At 45.4% G+C, this 17,837-nt stretch carries 13 protein-coding genes and 1 other annotated feature; of the genes, 2 read left to right on the top strand and 11 right to left on the bottom strand.

Features of this window, described 5'->3' with window-relative positions; translation table 11 throughout:
- Positions 1-61 precede the first annotated feature (61 nt).
- From G636_RS0106715 to G636_RS0106695, 5 genes are all read right to left on the bottom strand, one after another.
- Positions 62-814: an amino acid ABC transporter ATP-binding protein gene (locus G636_RS0106715; protein WP_026507422.1), complete on the bottom strand. Its 753-nt coding sequence runs from the start codon at positions 812-814 to the stop codon at positions 62-64.
- Complete coding sequence (locus tag G636_RS0106710; RefSeq protein WP_026507421.1) at positions 804-1,496, bottom strand: amino acid ABC transporter permease; 693 nt, start codon at positions 1,494-1,496, stop codon at positions 804-806. Before G636_RS0106710 ends, G636_RS0106715 begins: the two co-directional genes overlap by 11 nt.
- Positions 1,497-1,503: 7 nt before the next feature.
- Positions 1,504-2,304, bottom strand: a complete 801-nt coding sequence (locus G636_RS0106705) for a basic amino acid ABC transporter substrate-binding protein (protein WP_026507420.1) — start codon at positions 2,302-2,304, stop codon at positions 1,504-1,506.
- Positions 2,305-2,736: 432 nt separating this feature from the next.
- Positions 2,737-4,362: a PEGA domain-containing protein gene (locus G636_RS0106700; RefSeq protein ID WP_026507419.1), complete on the bottom strand. Its 1,626-nt coding sequence runs from the start codon at positions 4,360-4,362 to the stop codon at positions 2,737-2,739.
- A 622-nt stretch (positions 4,363-4,984) separates the two neighbouring features.
- A complete protein-coding gene (locus tag G636_RS0106695) occupies positions 4,985-6,343 on the bottom strand; it encodes a CCA tRNA nucleotidyltransferase (RefSeq protein WP_026507418.1) in 1,359 nt (452 codons plus the stop codon).
- A gap of 115 nt (positions 6,344-6,458) precedes the next feature.
- Between G636_RS0106695 and G636_RS0106690 the strand changes: the two genes are divergently transcribed.
- Complete coding sequence (locus G636_RS0106690) at positions 6,459-8,243, top strand: sensor domain-containing diguanylate cyclase (protein WP_026507417.1); 1,785 nt, start codon at positions 6,459-6,461, stop codon at positions 8,241-8,243.
- Positions 8,240-9,910 (top strand): GGDEF domain-containing protein, encoded by a 1,671-nt coding sequence (locus G636_RS0106685; protein ID WP_026507416.1) that lies wholly within the window; start codon positions 8,240-8,242, stop codon positions 9,908-9,910. The genes G636_RS0106690 and G636_RS0106685 overlap by 4 nt, the downstream gene beginning before the upstream one ends.
- On the opposite strand, the gene proS is transcribed toward G636_RS0106685, so the two are convergent.
- The 6 genes from proS to G636_RS0106655 form a co-directional block, all read right to left on the bottom strand.
- On the bottom strand, positions 9,907-11,340 hold the full coding sequence (proS, locus tag G636_RS0106680) for a proline--tRNA ligase (protein ID WP_026507415.1): 1,434 nt from the start codon (positions 11,338-11,340) through the stop codon (positions 9,907-9,909). The two genes, G636_RS0106685 and proS, sit on opposite strands and share 4 nt — an antisense overlap.
- A 109-nt stretch (positions 11,341-11,449) precedes the next feature.
- Positions 11,450-11,671: a binding site (T-box leader), on the bottom strand.
- Positions 11,672-11,698: 27 nt separating this feature from the next.
- Positions 11,699-12,226 (bottom strand): GNAT family N-acetyltransferase, encoded by a 528-nt coding sequence (locus G636_RS0106675; protein WP_026507414.1) that lies wholly within the window; start codon positions 12,224-12,226, stop codon positions 11,699-11,701.
- Positions 12,227-12,309: 83 nt separating this feature from the next.
- Positions 12,310-14,541 (bottom strand): anaerobic ribonucleoside-triphosphate reductase, encoded by a 2,232-nt coding sequence (nrdD, locus tag G636_RS17580; RefSeq protein WP_051226639.1) that lies wholly within the window; start codon positions 14,539-14,541, stop codon positions 12,310-12,312.
- Positions 14,542-14,659: 118 nt separating this feature from the next.
- The gene (gene murI / locus G636_RS0106665) at positions 14,660-15,478 is read right to left on the bottom strand and encodes a glutamate racemase (RefSeq protein WP_026507413.1); all 819 of its coding nucleotides are present in this window, start codon (positions 15,476-15,478) and stop codon (positions 14,660-14,662) included.
- Positions 15,479-15,609: 131 nt separating this feature from the next.
- On the bottom strand, positions 15,610-16,143 hold the full coding sequence (locus tag G636_RS0106660) for a hypothetical protein (protein ID WP_026507412.1): 534 nt from the start codon (positions 16,141-16,143) through the stop codon (positions 15,610-15,612).
- Positions 16,140-17,831: a serine/threonine protein kinase gene (locus tag G636_RS0106655; RefSeq protein ID WP_026507411.1), complete on the bottom strand. Its 1,692-nt coding sequence runs from the start codon at positions 17,829-17,831 to the stop codon at positions 16,140-16,142. Before G636_RS0106655 ends, G636_RS0106660 begins: the two co-directional genes overlap by 4 nt.
- Between the last annotated feature and the right edge of the window lie 6 nt (positions 17,832-17,837).

The raw sequence follows: 17,837 nt of genomic DNA, 5'->3' as shown, positions 1-17,837 counted from the left end.
ATTGCCCTTTACTAATGACAATGCGTCTTTGTTAAACTCGCAAACGCTTCGCTTTTTGCTTTTACAGCACTTTGCTAAGGAATAGCCTTGTTCTCTCATTCTTTGGACTTACAAAGAACTCTTCGGGAGCTGCCTCCTCGATGAACCTGCCCTCATCCATAAACATGATCCTATTGGCCACTTCCCTGGCAAATCCCATCTCATGGGTGACCACCACCATGGTCATCTTCTCATGAGCCAGATCCTTCATAACAGATAGGACCTCTCCTACCATCTCGGGATCCAGCGCAGATGTAGGCTCGTCAAAGAGCATTACGTCAGGCTTCATGCACAGAGCCCTTACTATAGCTATTCTCTGCTGCTGTCCGCCTGAGAGCTGCATGGGATAATCCCCTGCCCTGTCAAGGAGCCCAACCTTGGATAGGAGCTCTCTTGCATAGCTCTCTGCCTCCTCCTGGCTAAGGCTCAGGAGCTTAATGGGTGCTACCGTGAGATTCTTCATGATAGTCATGTGAGGGAAGAGATTGAACTGCTGGAATACCATACCCATCTTACGTCTGTGCATATCTATATCCACCTTGGGATCGCAGATATCCACTCCTTCAAAGAAGATATGTCCTCCTGTAGGCTCTTCCAGTCTGTTAAGGCAGCGCAGGAAGGTGGACTTACCGGATCCTGAGGGACCTATGACGCATACCACATCTCCCTTATTTACATCTACACTAATGTCTGTCAGAACATCCTTGTCGCCAAAGCTCTTCTTCAGGCTCTGTACACTGATCAGTGCATTAGAGGCTGCATTATTATCTTTCATTCTTCTTCAGCCTCCTTTCTATTCTCTTCACGATACTCTCCATGATCAGGACCAGTGTAAGGTAAATGAGTGCCACTGCTATAAGGGGCATAAATGCTGAATATGTACGGCTCCTGATGATATCTCCGCCCTTGGTCAGATCTCCAAGTGCGATATATCCCGCAACAGAGGTCTCCTTGAGAAGAGCTATGAGCTCGTTGAGAAGTGTGGGTACTACGCTTCTGAGAGCCTGAGGCATGATAACAGTGAGCATAGTCTGGCGATAGCTAAAGCCCAGCGTACGGCCGGCCTCGTACTGGCCCTTGGGTATGGACTGGATGCCGGATCTGAATATCTCTGCCTGATAAGCACCTGAATTGATTCCAAAGGCGATGACTGCGACCAGTACCTTATCAATACGAACGCTTCCGAATACTACAAAATATATGATCATCAGCTGGACTACAACAGGTGTTCCTCTGATTATAGTCAGATAGAGGCTGCACAGAGCATTGGCAATCTTTAATTTACCTGTCTTTTCATGATTATGCCTGATGACAGCTATTATAAAACCCAGTACCAGTCCCAAAAGGGCTGCAAATACTGTGATCTCCAGAGTGATGAACAAACCGTCTGTTAAATAGTGCCATCTGTTGTCATCCACAAAATTCAGAATGAACTGGCTCTTAAAATTCTCCCACATCTACTTATTACTCCGTCTTGATATATTTGCCCACGATCTCATCAATGGTGCCGTTGTCCTTAAGAGTCTTCAGAGCTGCATTGAGCTTGTCCAAAAGCTCTGTGTTATCAAGAGCTACTGCGATAGCATACTCTTCTTCTGCATAAGCGGTGTCCAGGATCTTAAGGCCTTCATTCTCGGATACATAAACCTTGGCAGGCTCGTTGTCGATTACTACTGCATCAATCTTATTCTGGCTCAGAGCCTGTACAGCTTCCATACCCTTGGCATAACGCTCTACTGCGTCGTCGCCCAGCTCATCTGAGATATAGATATCACCTGTAGTACCTGTCTGTACACCTACGACCTTGCCTTCAAGGTCATCAGGAGATGCAATATCTGAATCCTCTGTTACGATGATGACCTGCTTTGCTGATGCATATGTATCTGTAAAGTTAACGCTCTTCTTACGGTCTTCTGTAACTGTCATGCCGGCCATACCAAAGTCAGCCTTGCCGCTGGTCACTTCAGGAATGATGGAATCAAAGGCGATATCTTCTATCTCAACCTCTGCTCCGATCTCTTTGGCCAGAGCTTCTGCGATCTCAGCATCGATACCTACAATCTGGTCATTGTCATGGTACTCATAAGGGGGAAACTCAGCATTGGTAGCCATGATCAGCTTGGCTGATCCGCTCTCTGCTGCCTCATCAGTAGTCTCTTCTGCAGGAGCACTCTCACTATCTGCACCTGAGGAACTGCCGGAACATGCTGCCAGTGAAAGGCAGGTTACAGTTGTCATAAGTAAAGCGATGATCTTCTTTTTCATAATTAATCCCTCCGCATTATTCTGATGATACAAGGATGCACATCAATATAATAAATAAAATCAATCTTACATAAATATACAAATATTAGACATCATTATGCAAGATTATTCAATGGTAAATTTCATCAACTTTATTATTTTTGTAATGGGTAAATAGGTAATATTATACATGACATTTTTGTCAGATAAGAAAGCTCCCTGATACCCTTTTTTATCAGCATCCGGAAGCATAGATACTATTTATATAAATAAGATTTTAAGAGTATTGATCACTATGAGCATTTATCGATATGAGTATTATTCAAAATCCCCACTTCTTGCTTATGTTGTCAGAGTATATGTTATTAGACGAACCTTCAGAAACACGCATTTACTGCGTGTTTCGTGAGAACATGTTGCTGGCAAATACGACCCTCGTATCTAATATTCTCTTTAGTCAGGATCATTGTCGGATACGCTGCCGCCCTCTCCTGAGCTATTATCATCCCCATCGTTTTTCCCTCCCCCGGAGGATGAGCCCTTGCCACTATTCCCATTAGACGCATCTGCACTGTTTCCGCTTCCGCTATTGTTTTCGCTATTATCTTCTTCGGGCTCCAGATCAGGGAATCTGTAAGTCTTGTCGGTGAGCTCAGGGGAGAGACTGATGGAGAAGCTCCTGGTCCTGTAGCCTCTCTTTCTGATAGTCACAGTATGGTTACCTGTGACCTTGGTAAAGGACGTAGGGATCACGCCTATATATGCACCGTCCAAAAACAGCTCTGCACCGTCAGGACCGTCCACATATACGTTGTAGCCTGTCATCAGTTCATCTTCACCTTCTATGATCTCCTCAGGATCCCGGTCTTCCTCTTCATCATCATCTAATAAAGAATCTGTATCCTTCTTATCTACCGTAGATGCATTGTCTGAAGAAGCCTTGCTGCCGGCATTTGAAGAATCGTCCCCATTATCGCTGTCAGAATCAGCATCTTCATCATCATCTTTGTCATTTTTCTTATCTGAATCTTTTTGAAGCTCTATCTCTACCTCAGAATTCCCGGAGCCCACATGAAGATATTCCTTCACCTTCTTGTAGCCATCGGCGCTGGCTTCCACATAGTGATCTCCGTATTTGAGTTCCAGAGGTACTCCTGTCATAACCTCTTCACCGTCTATCTTCAGATCGGTTTCCTCCGGCAGAGTCTCAAAGGTCACCATGCCGGTCTGATAACTGATCTCCACTTCTCCGGTATCAACTACAGTCTCTTTGTCTCTTTTGACTGTAAGAGTAGTCGTATAGTCTGCGCCGCGGCCCTTGATGCTCACATCATAGGTTCCTTCCGGAGCGCTGACCAGCATATTGTCACTGACCCTGTGCATGATCCTGTCGCCTATCTGCAGCACAGCACCTGTCAGATCATTGTCATCTACGTCTGCTGAAGACAGAGATACATAGCCGTGACCTCTTAATACTTCTACGCAGTAGATATCACTACCTATGCCGGAGACCCTGATCTGGTCTGAGGGCAGGACATCGAAGCTTGTGGCTGTATGACCGTCTATGAGGATCAGTGCATTATCACTAAGCTTGTAATTGCTGCCGCTTATCACAGCCCTGTTGTCCTCGGCATTTAGCTTATAATCATTGAACCTTGTCATATCAAAGGCATCATTATTGATCACCAGAGTATTGAGATGTTTACTGGCTGATAAAAAGCTGATATCTACGACCTTACCGGTTTCCAATAGCGCCGCCGACAAAGACCTACCGTAGCCGTCGTAGATAAAAGAAGTATTGTCATAAGAAAGAGTATAGTCCCTGCCCGTAGCAAGATTGCGAAAAGATATGGTCTTGTCTCCGGTATCAACAGCCTTGATCACACAGGTATCCTTGGAGTTGTATTTGCCTGTCAGATTGATGACTTGGGCCTTGGCATTATTCTCAGACCCTGCAAGACTACGCACCGGCATGCCAAGGGTTATAAGACTTCCCGCAATAAGTATTGTAGTCATCAGAGCAAAAACTCTGACACCTTTTCCCCTATCACTGTTTCTTCCGCGTCTTTTACCATTCATAATTTCACCCCGGATATTTGATATAAACCATATTCCGATTCTATAGTACGATGATGGTGTAAAAAGTAGCTTTTATAACCTTACAATAGTAACATGTATTTTATGCGTGTTTCACGAGAATAAAAAGGTAATCTTTTGCCAGTATACAGTTATTGTTCACTCGCTATGTACAGTTATTTTGCGCTACTGCAGAAACTTCTTTTCCAAAGCGAGCCTTCACTTCAAATGGTCAGTTTTACTTAATTCTTCACACAGCCTTTTATGCGCCCGCGAGAAAACTGTTTGAGCAGGAACGAAGGACAATATTGTTAATAGATGGTCATTTGGCGTCACGACGCCAAATGAATAGTGTGCAATGCCGCTCTCAGGCTTGCCTGAAAGAGCGGTGTTGCATACTGTTCAATTAAGGCCGCGAAGCGGACTTAATGACCATCGACGGCAATCAACCACCCCTTCGTTCCTGGGAGTTTTTTCGAGCGCGGCGCATCTATAAAAGGCTGTGGAAGAATATAGTAAAACTCCATTTAAAGTGCCGCGAGCGTGGAAAAAAGCTTCTGCAGCAGCACTGGCAAATTTATCCCTGGCGAGGGAACAATAACGTCAACTCGCCAATCCCCCCGCTCTACAAATAGTTTTTGATGTGTCTTAGCAGGTATTCCCGGGTGTTGTGTGAGGGAGTATTCAGTACGTCTGCCAGCATGGCCTTCAGGCAATCACCCATTTCCTTGCCGGGCTTTATTCCTGCTTCTATGAGATCGGCGCCCTTTACTGCCAGGTCTGCCAGGCAGAGAGCATCTCCTCTTTCTATGATCTCCAGGGCTTTATCCTTTAGCCTCTCTATGCCAAGGAGCTTCTCTTCCTGCATATAGCTGCTCTGAGCTGATACATCAGCCTTTTTTACGCTGATCAGATCATCCAGATTCTCGGGGCCTATCACGCTGAGCATCTTCCTTACCAGCTTATCCGTAGGCTCAGTCTTCATCATGATGTCATGGTATCTGACCAGGAGACATATCTTCTTTATGGATGCATTGTCCATTTTAAGACGGCGCAGTATATTATTTGCCATCTCTGCTCCCACTTCCGCATGGCCCTTGAAGTGATCGATACCAGCTTCGTCTGTGGTCTTGCAGGAAGGCTTTCCTATATCATGGAGGAGCATTGAGAGTCTTAGTATCTTGTCATTTCGGATAGTCTCTGCTGCCCTGAGGGAGTGCTCGCCCACATTCCACTGGTGATGGGGAGTGTTCTGATCGCAGGCTATTGCTTCGTCCAGTTCCGGCAGGATTACTTTGTTAATTCCCAGCTCTCTTCCTTCCAGGAGCCTGGTGGGCCTATCAGATGTCATGATCTTGATCAGCTCTGTCTGTATCCTCTCTGCGCTTACTCTCTGCAAGGTATCAGACAGAGTCTTTGCAGCTCTTGCTGTATCTTCCTCTATATCATAGCCCAGCTGGGCACTAAATCTCAGAGCTCTGAGGATCCTGAGTGCATCCTCGTCAAAGCGCTCCATAGGATCACCTACGCAGCGGATAATACCTGCGTTTAGATCATCTATGCCGCCAAATTCATCTACAAGCCCCTTGTCCGGATTCCAGGCCATGGCATTGATGGTAAAATCTCTTCTTCTAAGGTCTTCTCTGAGCATAGGCGTGAAGGTCACGCTCTCCGGATGTCTGTGATCCTTGTAATCACCATCCACTCTGTAGGTAGTGACTTCATAGCCTTCCTGCCCTTTCATGACTGTAACGGTACCATGCTTGATACCGGTATCTATGGTCCTTTTAAAGAGCTTCTTGACTTCCAGGGGATGGGCATTGGTAGTGATATCCCAGTCCATAGGCTCTCTTCCCAGCAAACTGTCCCTTACACAGCCTCCTACTATATAGGCTTCAAAGCCTGCTTCTGAGAGCTTATTTAGAATATCTAAAGCATTATCAGGAATATTGATGTTTTTTACATTCTTATATAGATTATTCATATAATAATATTTTACAATAAATAAGTGTGTGGGTCTAAAGTTTTTGTCGATACATATAGTAACAGATCAGGATGTAAATTTGTTTTTATACTATACTTTTTGAGGACTCTCAGAAATGACAGGAAAGACACCCGGGCGGATACGATATTTTGCCTGCATAACTCTGGCACTATTGATATCCGGCCTTTTGATAATTTCATATTCTCCTACAGCAAATCCCTCAAAGCTGGGACTAAATGCGGAAGTGCTGTCAGATGGATGGACCATAAAAAATGAAGATGGCATCCTTCATGAAGATACCAATCTTCAAAGCGCCGCAATCCCACCTGCTGATACAGGAGATACCTATATCCTTAGCCGCATACTGCCGGATAAGGAATATATTAATGCGGCCTTACGGATCAGGTGCGTTCATTCTGCTGTCAAAGTATTCCTCGATGACGAAGAAATATACAGCTATGGCGTTGAAGCCTATGAAAAAGGCTCTATCCTGCCCATGTGCAACTTATATGTAGCTCTCCCTGAGGGCTATGAAGGCAGGCTGATCACCATTTCTTTTACAGCTGGTCAGATTGATGCCTTCTCGGGCTTTTCCGATATCCTTTTGGGTACCATCTCTGATCTTCAGCTCTTTTATATGAATTCTGTGACCATACCCTTCTTCCTTGGCGTATTTCTTACGATCCTGGCTATCATATACATGGGGATGTATTATTATCTGCGCCATCTTAGAAGCACAGATATGCGACTTCCCATGGGAGCCATCGTATCCCTTGACCTTGGCGTATTCGTCCTTGCTGCCAATAATATATTTAACCTTCTGTCCAGCAATGACCTTCTTAATACCCTTATGGAATATACATCTCTCTATCTGATTCCCACCTGCCTCACAGGCTATCTTGGTGCTATCAGTAAGGGCTACAAGAAGACTGCGTTTCTGGCCAATTTGATGACACTGATCAACCTTATCATTCTCTTATCCACTATTCCTTTGCATTTTCTTGGGATCAGGCTTTATACCACCTTTGCCTTTATCGTACATCTGCTCTGCTTCCTGGAAGCCTTCCCTGTCATGATCTGCTGCCTTTGGATCATCCACAATTCCGGCAAACTGAGGAGCCATGACGATCCCGACTACAGATCCACTATCTTTGCGCTTTCAGGCTTTGCTATTTTTACCTTCTCTGCCTGGGCCGAGATCATCAGCTATAACTTCCTTAAATATTTCTCAGAAGCCGGTGATTCCAGAGTCAACTTCAACATCATGGTATTTGGCAGCTTTTTATTCGTAATATGCATATTCCTGAGCTATTATGTCTACACACTCTACGTCATCCAGTCAGAGGACAGACAAAAGCTCCTAAGAGGCCTTGCTTACTATGATCCTCTTACTCATCTGTCCAACAGGGCCAAGACCCAGGAAGAGATACTGCGTCTTGGCAATAGCAGGCAGTCCTATGTCATCATATCCATAGATATGGATAATCTTAAATATGTAAATGACACCTACGGACACAATGAAGGTGATAAGCTCATACAGTACTTTGCCTCCATGCTCCAGTCCAGTTTCAGGGCAAGTGACCTTGTAGCCAGGATAGGCGGAGACGAATTCCTGGTCATCATGTATGATGACAATGTTGACCTTGCTTCTTCCAGGATGAGAGGTCTGCAAAAGACTCTCCAGAAAAATCCTTCTGTCATTCCCGGTGTCACATGCGGCTTCTCCTTTGGAATATGCTCTGAATCCGAATTTCCCGGAAGAACTGCAGAGGACGTATATCGCCTGGCAGACGAGAGAATGTATGCCATGAAGAAGAGGCGTCACATAGAAAGAGCCAAAGCATCGGGAGAAAATAACTTTTTTGACACTCCTGCACCCCAAAAGGAGGGCTTTAAATGAAAAGAATAAAGAGTCTTCCTATATTTGCCTTCCTGGGCATACTACTACTGACCTTGATCATCAGCTCTATTCTCTTCTCCTATAAGCCTGTAAACCATATGGAGAATATTGTAGATTTTAAGCTTAGTGTCAACGACAGGGACGGAGGCTATTACCATACTGACAGATCCAAGACCGATACTGCATCCATCTTTTCCGTAGGTGACTATCTATATATATCTGCGGATATGCCTGCAGGTTACTACAAATCGCCCTATCTTCTCATAAATGCCAGATACTGCGGTTTTACAGTATCTCTGGACAGAGAAGAGATATTTGAGAATAAGATGCAGAAAGCACTCAAGGCCGAATTTATCCCCTACAGGGCTGTCTTTGTGCCTCTCCCTTCCAGGGATCTGGAAGGTCATCGCCTGACCATAACCATGCTCCTGACTGAGGATGATGTTGAATTTCCTATAGATTATGTTCTCTATGGAGATTATATTGATATCCTCAAATCCTTTATACAGTCCAAGATATCGATTTTATTTGGAGCTTCCTTCCTCTGTATATTCGGAGTGGTCTTTCTCCTCATCGCTCTCATATTTGCTGCCAGAAATTACGGCTTTGCAGCTCATATTGTCAGTGCTGCCATATGCCTCTCCTTCGGACTCTGGCTCCTTGAATATCAGCTTCTGATCTGCCTTTTTTATCAGCAGCCGTTTTTTGATAACTTGGCATATACACTTGTATTTACGCTGATACCCTTGTGCCTGGTGCTGCTGGGACTGATCACCGGCACCCTTAAGCGAAGGCGTTTTGTCTTTGCGATCTTATTCGTTATATTTTATGACCTGATACTGGTAATTGGCAGGTATGAAGGTATGACTCCCCAGACTGTGACTACGGGAGTAGCCGCTCTATACATCATATCTTCCATATTTATGCTGGTTATAGAAGCCAGATTTGTACTGTCAAAGAGAAGGACCGAGTCCATATATGTACAGCTCTTTGGCCTGGCCTCACTGAATATCTCACTTATCATTACTTCCATCTATTATTCCGGCAGGCTCATGTCTGCCAAGACTATCAGCACCTCTTTGGACGTAGCCCTTGTAGTAGGAGCTTCCTTCTTTGTAGTGTCCAGAATGCTGGCTTATGTCTTCTCACTTACTGACTCTGTTTCTGCTCATCAGCAGGAGCAGACCCTGTCCAAGCTCGCATATATGGATTCACTGACCGGCCTTCCCAATAGGACTACCTGTGATAGGGTGTTCATGGAACTGGATGATTCTGATCTGGACTATATGATCATGTCCCTGGACCTCAACGGACTAAAGGTATTAAATGACAGTCTGGGCCATGCCGTAGGCGACAGGTTGATAAAGGATTTTGCAGATGCCCTTAATATCTGCTTCCCTGATCCTGCCTTCAGATCCAGGATAGGCGGAGATGAATTTGTAGTAGTCATGAGTGAATTTCCTGGAGAAAGCTATCTGGCTTCCAGGATCGACCGCCTCAAAAAGCTCCTTGATGAAAAGAGCAAGGATACCGGCTTTGACTATAGTGCAGCTTATGGCTGCTGCTTCAGACATGAATTAAAAAACGCCAGCTCTCATGATGTGTACATGAAAGCTGACGAAAGAATGTATATCAATAAAAGAATGACCCACGCTGTAGGTTATTAATATGCTCTGCCCCAGTATACCATCTTTGTTGCAGGCTTACCGCATACTACGCACTTGTCTGAGATCTCTTCCTGCTCAAAAGGAATACAACGGCTGGTCACATTGTAGTCTTCCTTGATCTTGTCTTCACATTCGCGGCATCCGCACCACATAGCCTTTACAAAGCCCTTGGTCTCCTTAAAGTCCTCTGCAAACTCATCGATAGTCTTGGCTGCAAAGGTATGGTTCTTAAGATGATCCTTGGCTCTCTGAAGCATGTCGCTTTGGATAGTATCAAGAAGCTGTGCCACTGTGTCATGAACATTATCAAGGCTGCACTCTATCTTTTCCCTTGTATCACGGCGTACCAGAACGCACTTGCCCTGTTCCATATCCTTAGGACCAATCTCTACTCTTACAGGAATACCATGCATCTCATGTTCTGCAAACTTGAATCCGGGACTTCTGTCTGTATCGTCCAGCTTTACCCTAAAGTCATTTAAGCTCTCATAGAGCTTCTGTGCACAGTCAAGTACGCCTTCCTTCTTCTGCTGGATAGGAATGACTACAACCTGAGTAGGTGCGATCTTAGGAGGCATTACAAGGCCTTCGTTATCGCCGTGTACCATGATCATGGCACCGATGGTACGTGTGGTCAGACCCCATGATGTCTGGAATACATGATGGAGCTTATTGTCCTTGCCCGCATACTGTATACCAAAAGCCTTGGCAAAGCCATCACCAAAGTTGTGAGATGTAGCTGACTGAAGTGCTCTGCAGTCGTGCATGAGAGCTTCTACTGTATATGTGTGCTCAGCTCCTGCAAACTTCTCCTTCTCAGTCTTCTGACCCTTGATAACAGGGATAGCCATATCCTGCTCCAGGAAATCTGCATATACATTAAGCATTTGTACTGTGCGCTCTTCTGCCTCTTCCATGGTAGCATGTGCTGTGTGGCCTTCCTGCCAGAGGAATTCTCTGGACCTGAGGAAAGGACGTGTCTCCTTCTCCCAACGTACAACGCTGCACCACTGGTTCAGTACCTGGGGCAGATCCTTGTATGAGTGGATCTCTCCCTTGTAATAATCGCAAAAAAGTGTCTCAGATGTGGGACGAACACAGAATCTCTCTGAAAGAGTCTCAATACCGCCCTGTGTGACCCATGCTACTTCAGGAGCAAAGCCTTCTACATGATCCTTTTCCTTCTGAAGAAGTGACTCAGGGATAAACATGGGAAGGTATGCATTCCGGACACCTGTAGCCTTGAATCTTGCATCGAGATGCTTCTGGATAAGCTCCCAAATTGCATAGCCCTCAGGCTTGATCACCATACATCCCTTGATATTGGAATAGCTGATAAGTCCTGCTTTGATAACAACGTCTGTGTACCATTGTGTGAAATCCTCGTCCATGGACGTGATCTCAGATACCATTTTCTTCTGATCTGCCATAAAAACCTCCTAATGTGCATCAATAATGCCTGCGCAGCCTCGCGGAGCATCTTGTCACAGCCATTTACTACTTCTGTGAAAATAAAAAAATCTCCGGTCTCTGCAGTTACACAGGGACCGAAGATATATATTCTTTCGGCGGTACCACCCTTGTTAAATCCGGCAGCTTAAATAGACCGGATCTCTCTCGTCTTCCCTTAACGCGGGATACGCTGCGTTTTCACACAGTAACTCCAAGGCAGGTTCACGGTTCTGATGCAAAGCCTTCCAGCAAACGGCTTCTCTCTGGGGCATCGGGGCTTCCGCTACTAACCCTCTTCAACGTTAAAATTGATTGTAAAATGACTGCAGATATATGTCAAGTGGTCAGGTCCACCTCATATATATACATCTGCTTGGCCTCACCGTCGGAGCAGGTCACATCTATGATCTCTCCGGTACGTACAAAACCCGCATGCTCATTGCTCTTCCAGGAAGCATAATTGTCAGTGAATATGCGGCAGGTGATCTTCTTTAGTCCCATCACATCTCTTGCATAATCCTGCATGGCTCTGATAGCCCAGCGGCCAAGGCCCATGCCTCTTGCACCGTCCTCTCCTATAAAGAGGCCGTATTCTGCAGTGCCTGTATCATCAGGACTTTCTATCACCACACAGCCTACAGATTTGTCAGCATCAGGGCTATCTTTCTTGATGCAAATGATGAGTATGGTAATAAGACCTGTTTCTATCTTGGTCCTGTAGTATTCCTGCTCTCCTTTTAGAGTAAGGGGGTCACGATAGACATAAAAACGGCTTACACTATTACGCCATTTTACAACATCTGCGCAGTCTTCATATGTCATAGGGCGCAGTCCGAATTTATCATTTTGTTCTACATAGTTCATATCCGGTCTCCCATAAATCGATCTATGGATTTTGTGACAGATAAAAAGGGCCGGGACCATGTCCTGACCCTTACGTCATTATATCAGCAAACCGGAACTTTATCAGCCTCTTTGATCATATCTGACAGATCAAATTGCTCATTGGAAAGATGGAGCACCCTCTCACGGATCTCCTGGGTCCTTCCCTGATTCCAATACTGAGTACCTATGTATCCGCAAGTACGTCTAGCCACATTCATCTTGTCCTGATCGCGATTGCCGCAGTTAGGACATTCCCAGATGAGCTTGCCGTCTTCATCGTTTACGATCTTTATTTCGCCTGTAAAGCCACAGCACTGGCAGTAATCAGACTTGGTATTGAGCTCGGCATACATGATGTTGTCATAGATATATCTCATAACAGACAGTACCGCATCCAAATTGTTCATCATATTGGGTACTTCCACGTAGCTGATGGCACCTCCCGGTGACAGAGCCTGGAACTCAGACTCAAACTTCAGCTTTGAGAAAGCATCTATATTCTCTGTCACATGCACGTGATAGCTGTTTGTGATATAGCTCTTATCTGTAACACCCTCGATCTTGCCAAATCTCTTCTGTAGGCACTTGGCAAACTTGTAGGTAGTGGATTCAAGAGGTGTGCCATATAGAGAGAAGGAGATGTTGCTCTCTTCCTTCCACTTATTGCACTTATCGTTAAGGAATCTCATGACTCTGAGAGCAAAATCCTTGCCCTCTTCATCTGTATGGGATACACCCTTCATATATCTGGTACATTCATAGAGTCCTGCATAGCCAAGACTGATAGTAGAGTAATTATCATACAGTAACTTGTCTATGGTCTCACCCTTGGATAATCTTGCAAGAGCGCCGAACTGCCAGAGTATGGGAGCTACGTCTGAAGGTGTACCCAGCAGCCTGTCATGACGGCACATCAGCGCCTTATGGCAGAGCTCTGTCCTTTCTTCCATCAGTTCCCAGAACCTCTTCTCATCTTTACCTGAAGAGCAGGCAACATCTACCAGGTTGATGGTCACAACGCCCTGATTGAATCTTCCGTAATACTTGTGAGCGCCGTTTTCGCCAAGGCCTGTTGTATCAGGAGTAAGGAAGCTCCTGCAGCCCATGCAAGGATATACATCCCCGTTTTTGTATTCCTTCATCTTCTTGGCAGATATATAATCAGGTACCATGCGCTTAGCTGTGCACTTTGCTGCAAGCCTTGTCAGATACCAGTATTTGGAGCCTTCTGAGATATTGTCTTCATCAAGTACATAGATCAGCTTAGGGAAGGCAGGTGTGATATACACGCCCTTTTCGTTCTTGACACCCAGGATCCTCTGACGGAGCATCTCTTCGATCACTGCAGCCAGATCGTCTCTGAGCCTTCCTTCCGGTACTTCGTCCAGATACATGAATACTGTGATAAAGGGAGCCTGTCCATTTGTAGTCATAAGAGTGATGACCTGGTACTGGATCTCCTGAACGCCGTCCTTGATTTCTTTCCTGACACGCATCTCTGCAATCTCATTGATCTTCTCGTCAGATGCCTGTACGCCTGCTTCCTCCAGCTCAGCTCTTACCTGCTCTCTAAACTTCCTTCTGGATACATCAACAAAAGGTACCAGGTGAGAAAGTGTGATGGACTGTCCGCCATACTGTGAGCTGGCGATCTGCGCAATAGCCTGGGTTGCGATATTGCAGGCTGTTGAAAAGGATCTGGGTCTCTCGATCAGTGTCTGGCTGATAACTGTTCCGTTCTGGAGCATGTCCTCCAGGTTTACCAGACAGCAGTTATGCATATGCTGAGCAAAATAATCTGAATCATGGAAATGTATGATGCCTTCCTCGTGAGCCTTGACCACATCTTCGGGAAGAAGGAATCTTCTGGTGATATCCCTTGATACCTCGCCTGCCATATAGTCTCTCTGCACACTGTTGACAGTAGGGTTCTTGTTGGAGTTCTCCTGCTTGACCTCTTCATTGGAGCACTCTATAAGGGACATGATCTTCTCATCTGTAGTATTGGATTTACGCACCAGAGCACGCTGATAACGGTAGGTGATATACTTGCGGGCAACCTCATGATTGCCTGTGCTCATAAGTCTGTCCTCTACCATATCCTGGATCTCTTCCACGCTGGCAGCTCTGTTAAGGTCCAGGCAATCAGCCTCGACCTGTGCTTCTATAGATACTATCTCTTCATCAGACAAACGTCTGTCAGGGGTAACTGTAAGATTTGCTTTCTTGATAGCGGTGATGATCTTGCCGCCGTCGAACACTTCTTCTTCGCCACTTCTCTTAATGATCTTCATATGTCCTCCAATAAACCCACAATATCTTGTATTCTTATAATTATGATACTACAAAATCTTGTTGCTTGCAAGGACCGTGACCTTTTATAAAAAGACATATATGCCCGGAAGATGGGCCTTAAAGCTTCCTGATATCCTCCAGACGATTATGGGCTTTTCTGATCCTTTCAAGCATGGCCCCGTCAGTAACCGGCCTGGATGAGATATAATAATCCACCTTGAATTCATCCTGCATCTGTCTGACGGACTCAAAACTGATCTCCCTATCATCCTCGCAGGTTGCCAGTCCGCATACATCCGCCAGGTGCATGATCGTGCCGGTATTCCCGTCTATGATATGAACATCACTGTCAAAATAGTGTAAATATGATGGTTTGAAATAATTAAAATGGGTACAGCCCAATACCAAAGCGCTATAGCGGTCAAGGTCAAAGGGTGCAAACTGCTCCTTAAGATAATCCTCAACCTCACTTCCTTCATAGATCTGTCTCTCTGCCAGATCCACAAGTCCCGGCATAGGAAGGAGATCCACTCTGTGATCTGTGTCCACTCTCTTTAAAAGAGTCGCCAGCTTGTTTTCTCTGATGGTAACAGGGGTTGCAATGACCATGATCCTGCTGCCCTCTGCCTTTTCTTCAACGGCCGGCTTAACTGCAGGCTCCATCCCGATCATAGGTATATCGAACTTGCTCCTAAGAACATTTATGGCAGCTGCAGTAGCTGTATTACAGGCCACAAGCACAGCCTCCGCTCCCCTTTCTATGAGAAAAGCAGTGTTTTTTACGGAGTATTCAATTATTTCATCAGTGCTCTTCTTTCCATATGGGACATTATCAAGATCAGCATAAAAGAGCCAGTTTGCATCTTTAATGTGATGCATGGCTTCATGTAATACCGATAAGCCCCCAAAGCCTGAGTCGAAGATTCCGATATTCATCTTTCACCTCGAACTAACCCATCAAACGTGCGCCGCTAGGCGTACGGTAAAAAAAACGAAGCCAGCAAACGGCTTCGTTTTCTGTCCAGATATATGTTATGCTTTGACAGCAGTTCTTTCAATAAGCAAAATTACCGAAAATTATACAGTTCTTCTTGAGATCCAGTAAGGACAAGGGTTTGAGAGTCTCCCTTTTTGTGATTGGCATTATGATCAGCGCAAAAAGCTACGGTTTTACGTTCGCTATTATCCTCTTCATAGAAAATAGCTTGTTTTTCTTCATCTCTTTTGACAAGGGCTTTATCTTTGTCATGATATACCACTTTACAAGGTACTGTTACCCTTTCATTATCAACGATCATGTCAGTGTTTTTTTCTTTTTGGTATTTGCTTATGACTTCATCCTTTTCTTTTCTCAGGCCCTTCTCCATGCGCCTTAGCTCTTTTCTCCTGCCATATCCTGTAAGTACGGATACAGCATTAGGGACCCTGAGGGCAAAGAAGCTGATAAGAGATAACACAGCAAACAGCGTGCCAAATACCATAAGGCCTTTGGACAGATAACTGTATTTAAGCGCCTGACCTGTGATCTTTCTGGCTTCAATAGGAGTAGCAAGAGTCCCCATGAGGCTATAGACTGTCATGGTAAATTTTAATTTCATCATCTCTTGTATGCCTCCTCCAGCTGCCATCTGGCCAGGCTGATATTTGCTCTTACAACCTTTTCCATTTCCTCAAGCCTTTCTTTATTAGCCGGATCGGGATTATCAAAATCACTGTCCAGATGTGCCTCTATCTCACCCAAAAGATCCTCTATCTCCTCTTTTTCCACGCTCTCTCTGGCAAAGTTCCAGGCATTGTTGTAAATCTGGGCCGAAGTCTCCTTGTATATGATAAGAGCCGTTGTTGTATTATCAGAAGCTGCTATATCTCCCGAGGCTGATTCTCTAAGGTCTCTCCAGTAATCGGCGTAGCGGATCTGAGAATCTCCTGTTTCATCAGGTATTCCAAGCCTGTCATAATAGGAGCTGATAGTGACCAGGTGCCTGGCCCTATAGGTCTGAGAAGGAGACAGTTCTCCCGACTCTGCGGCTTCTCTGAACCATTTGGCAGCCATCTGCCTGCTGCCAAAGTCCTCATACTGGTAAAAATAAGCTATGCCCAGATTGTAGGCAAATACTGCATAGTCGTGACTATTCAATAGCAGCATATCTTCATAGGTCCTATGGTCATCATAGGATGAGTACAATACGCTCCTAAGGTCCTCGTCTTCCTCTTTGCTGAATATCCCGTCCGTTGTATCAAGGTCAAGAAGGGTCATGAGCGCTTCATTGGAATCAGGATCAAGAGACATGGCTCCCATGATACTCATGATCCTATCCTTCCCTGTCAGCGCACTTCTGGCATCATCTATAAAATCTACCCTGGAAGAAGCGACCATATCTTTGGCCCTGGAATCTATCCTGAATGAGCCTAGTATAAATGTCATGGCCATAGCTGCAGTCAGTCCAAATACTGCTATAGATAGGCCTGCCCTTCTTCGATAGTTCTTCTCCAGCTCCCTGTAATGCTCAAGAGCATATTTCATCTCGGCTGCAGATTGATATCTGTCATCGGGGTTCCTGCTGATAGCCTTCATGACAATCTCTTCGATACCCCCGGATATACCGGGCACAAAGTGACTCACAGGCCAGGGTTCATATGCCCTCTCATCTACCATGTGTCCTGTGAGAAGGTGATAGATGGTGGCTCCCAGATTATATATATCTGTTCTCTCATCCGATTGCATACCGCTAAGGAACTGCTCAGGTGCTGCGTAGCCCCTGGTACCAAGGCAGGTGGTATCCTCATGGGAGTAGCTCTTATACTCTCTGGCGATACCAAAGTCTATGAGATATATCTTGCCGTCAGGATCCAGCATGATATTCTCAGGCTTCATATCCCTGTAAATAATAGCAGGCTCTCTGCTGTGGAGATATATAAGCACATCGCACAGATAGATAGCCCAGAGGCGGACCTTGTCCTGAGAGATGCTTTTTTCTTCTCTGAGCACATCCCTGAGGGTCCTGCCCCTGATATAATCCATTACTATCAGGAAGCTGTCGTCCTTGTCTATCACATCCACGATCCTGGGAAGTCCCGGATGGGACAGGCTCTTTAACAGCTCTATCTCTGTGCGAAGGCTTGTGCGGAGCTTTTCAATATCTGCAGAGCTCTCTCTTCTGATCTCCTTGACAGCCCAGGGACAGCCTGCCCTCTCATTGATAGCCAGGTAGACCCTGCTCATGCCGCCTCGTCCGATCTCGCTCAGTATTTTATATTTGCCATCCAGTAGGGTTCCTGCCTCTAACATCTTCCC

Source organism: Butyrivibrio sp. MC2013, assembly GCF_000424585.1.
In the GTDB taxonomy this organism is placed as follows: Bacteria; Bacillota; Clostridia; order Lachnospirales; family Lachnospiraceae; genus Butyrivibrio.
Note: the sequence above shows the minus strand (reverse complement) of the source record. Positions and strands in the feature narration are given on the sequence as shown.

Coding starts and splice junctions, on each gene's coding strand:
- G636_RS0106695 (WP_026507418.1), bottom strand. CDS start 6,343: ATGAATAATCTATATAAGAATGTAAAAAACATCAATATTCCTGATAAT.
- G636_RS0106715 (WP_026507422.1), bottom strand. CDS start 814: ATGAAAGATAATAATGCAGCCTCTAATGCACTGATCAGTGTACAGAGC.
- G636_RS0106700 (WP_026507419.1), bottom strand. CDS start 4,362: ATGAATGGTAAAAGACGCGGAAGAAACAGTGATAGGGGAAAAGGTGTC.
- proS (WP_026507415.1), bottom strand. CDS start 11,340: ATGGCAGATCAGAAGAAAATGGTATCTGAGATCACGTCCATGGACGAG.
- G636_RS0106660 (WP_026507412.1), bottom strand. CDS start 16,143: ATGATGAAATTAAAATTTACCATGACAGTCTATAGCCTCATGGGGACT.
- G636_RS0106705 (WP_026507420.1), bottom strand. CDS start 2,304: ATGAAAAAGAAGATCATCGCTTTACTTATGACAACTGTAACCTGCCTT.
- murI (WP_026507413.1), bottom strand. CDS start 15,478: ATGAATATCGGAATCTTCGACTCAGGCTTTGGGGGCTTATCGGTATTA.
- G636_RS0106655 (WP_026507411.1), bottom strand. CDS start 17,831: ATGTTAGAGGCAGGAACCCTACTGGATGGCAAATATAAAATACTGAGC.
- nrdD (WP_051226639.1), bottom strand. CDS start 14,541: ATGAAGATCATTAAGAGAAGTGGCGAAGAAGAAGTGTTCGACGGCGGC.
- G636_RS0106685 (WP_026507416.1), top strand. CDS start 8,240: ATGAAAAGAATAAAGAGTCTTCCTATATTTGCCTTCCTGGGCATACTA.
- G636_RS0106675 (WP_026507414.1), bottom strand. CDS start 12,226: ATGAACTATGTAGAACAAAATGATAAATTCGGACTGCGCCCTATGACA.
- G636_RS0106710 (WP_026507421.1), bottom strand. CDS start 1,496: ATGTGGGAGAATTTTAAGAGCCAGTTCATTCTGAATTTTGTGGATGAC.
- G636_RS0106690 (WP_026507417.1), top strand. CDS start 6,459: ATGACAGGAAAGACACCCGGGCGGATACGATATTTTGCCTGCATAACT.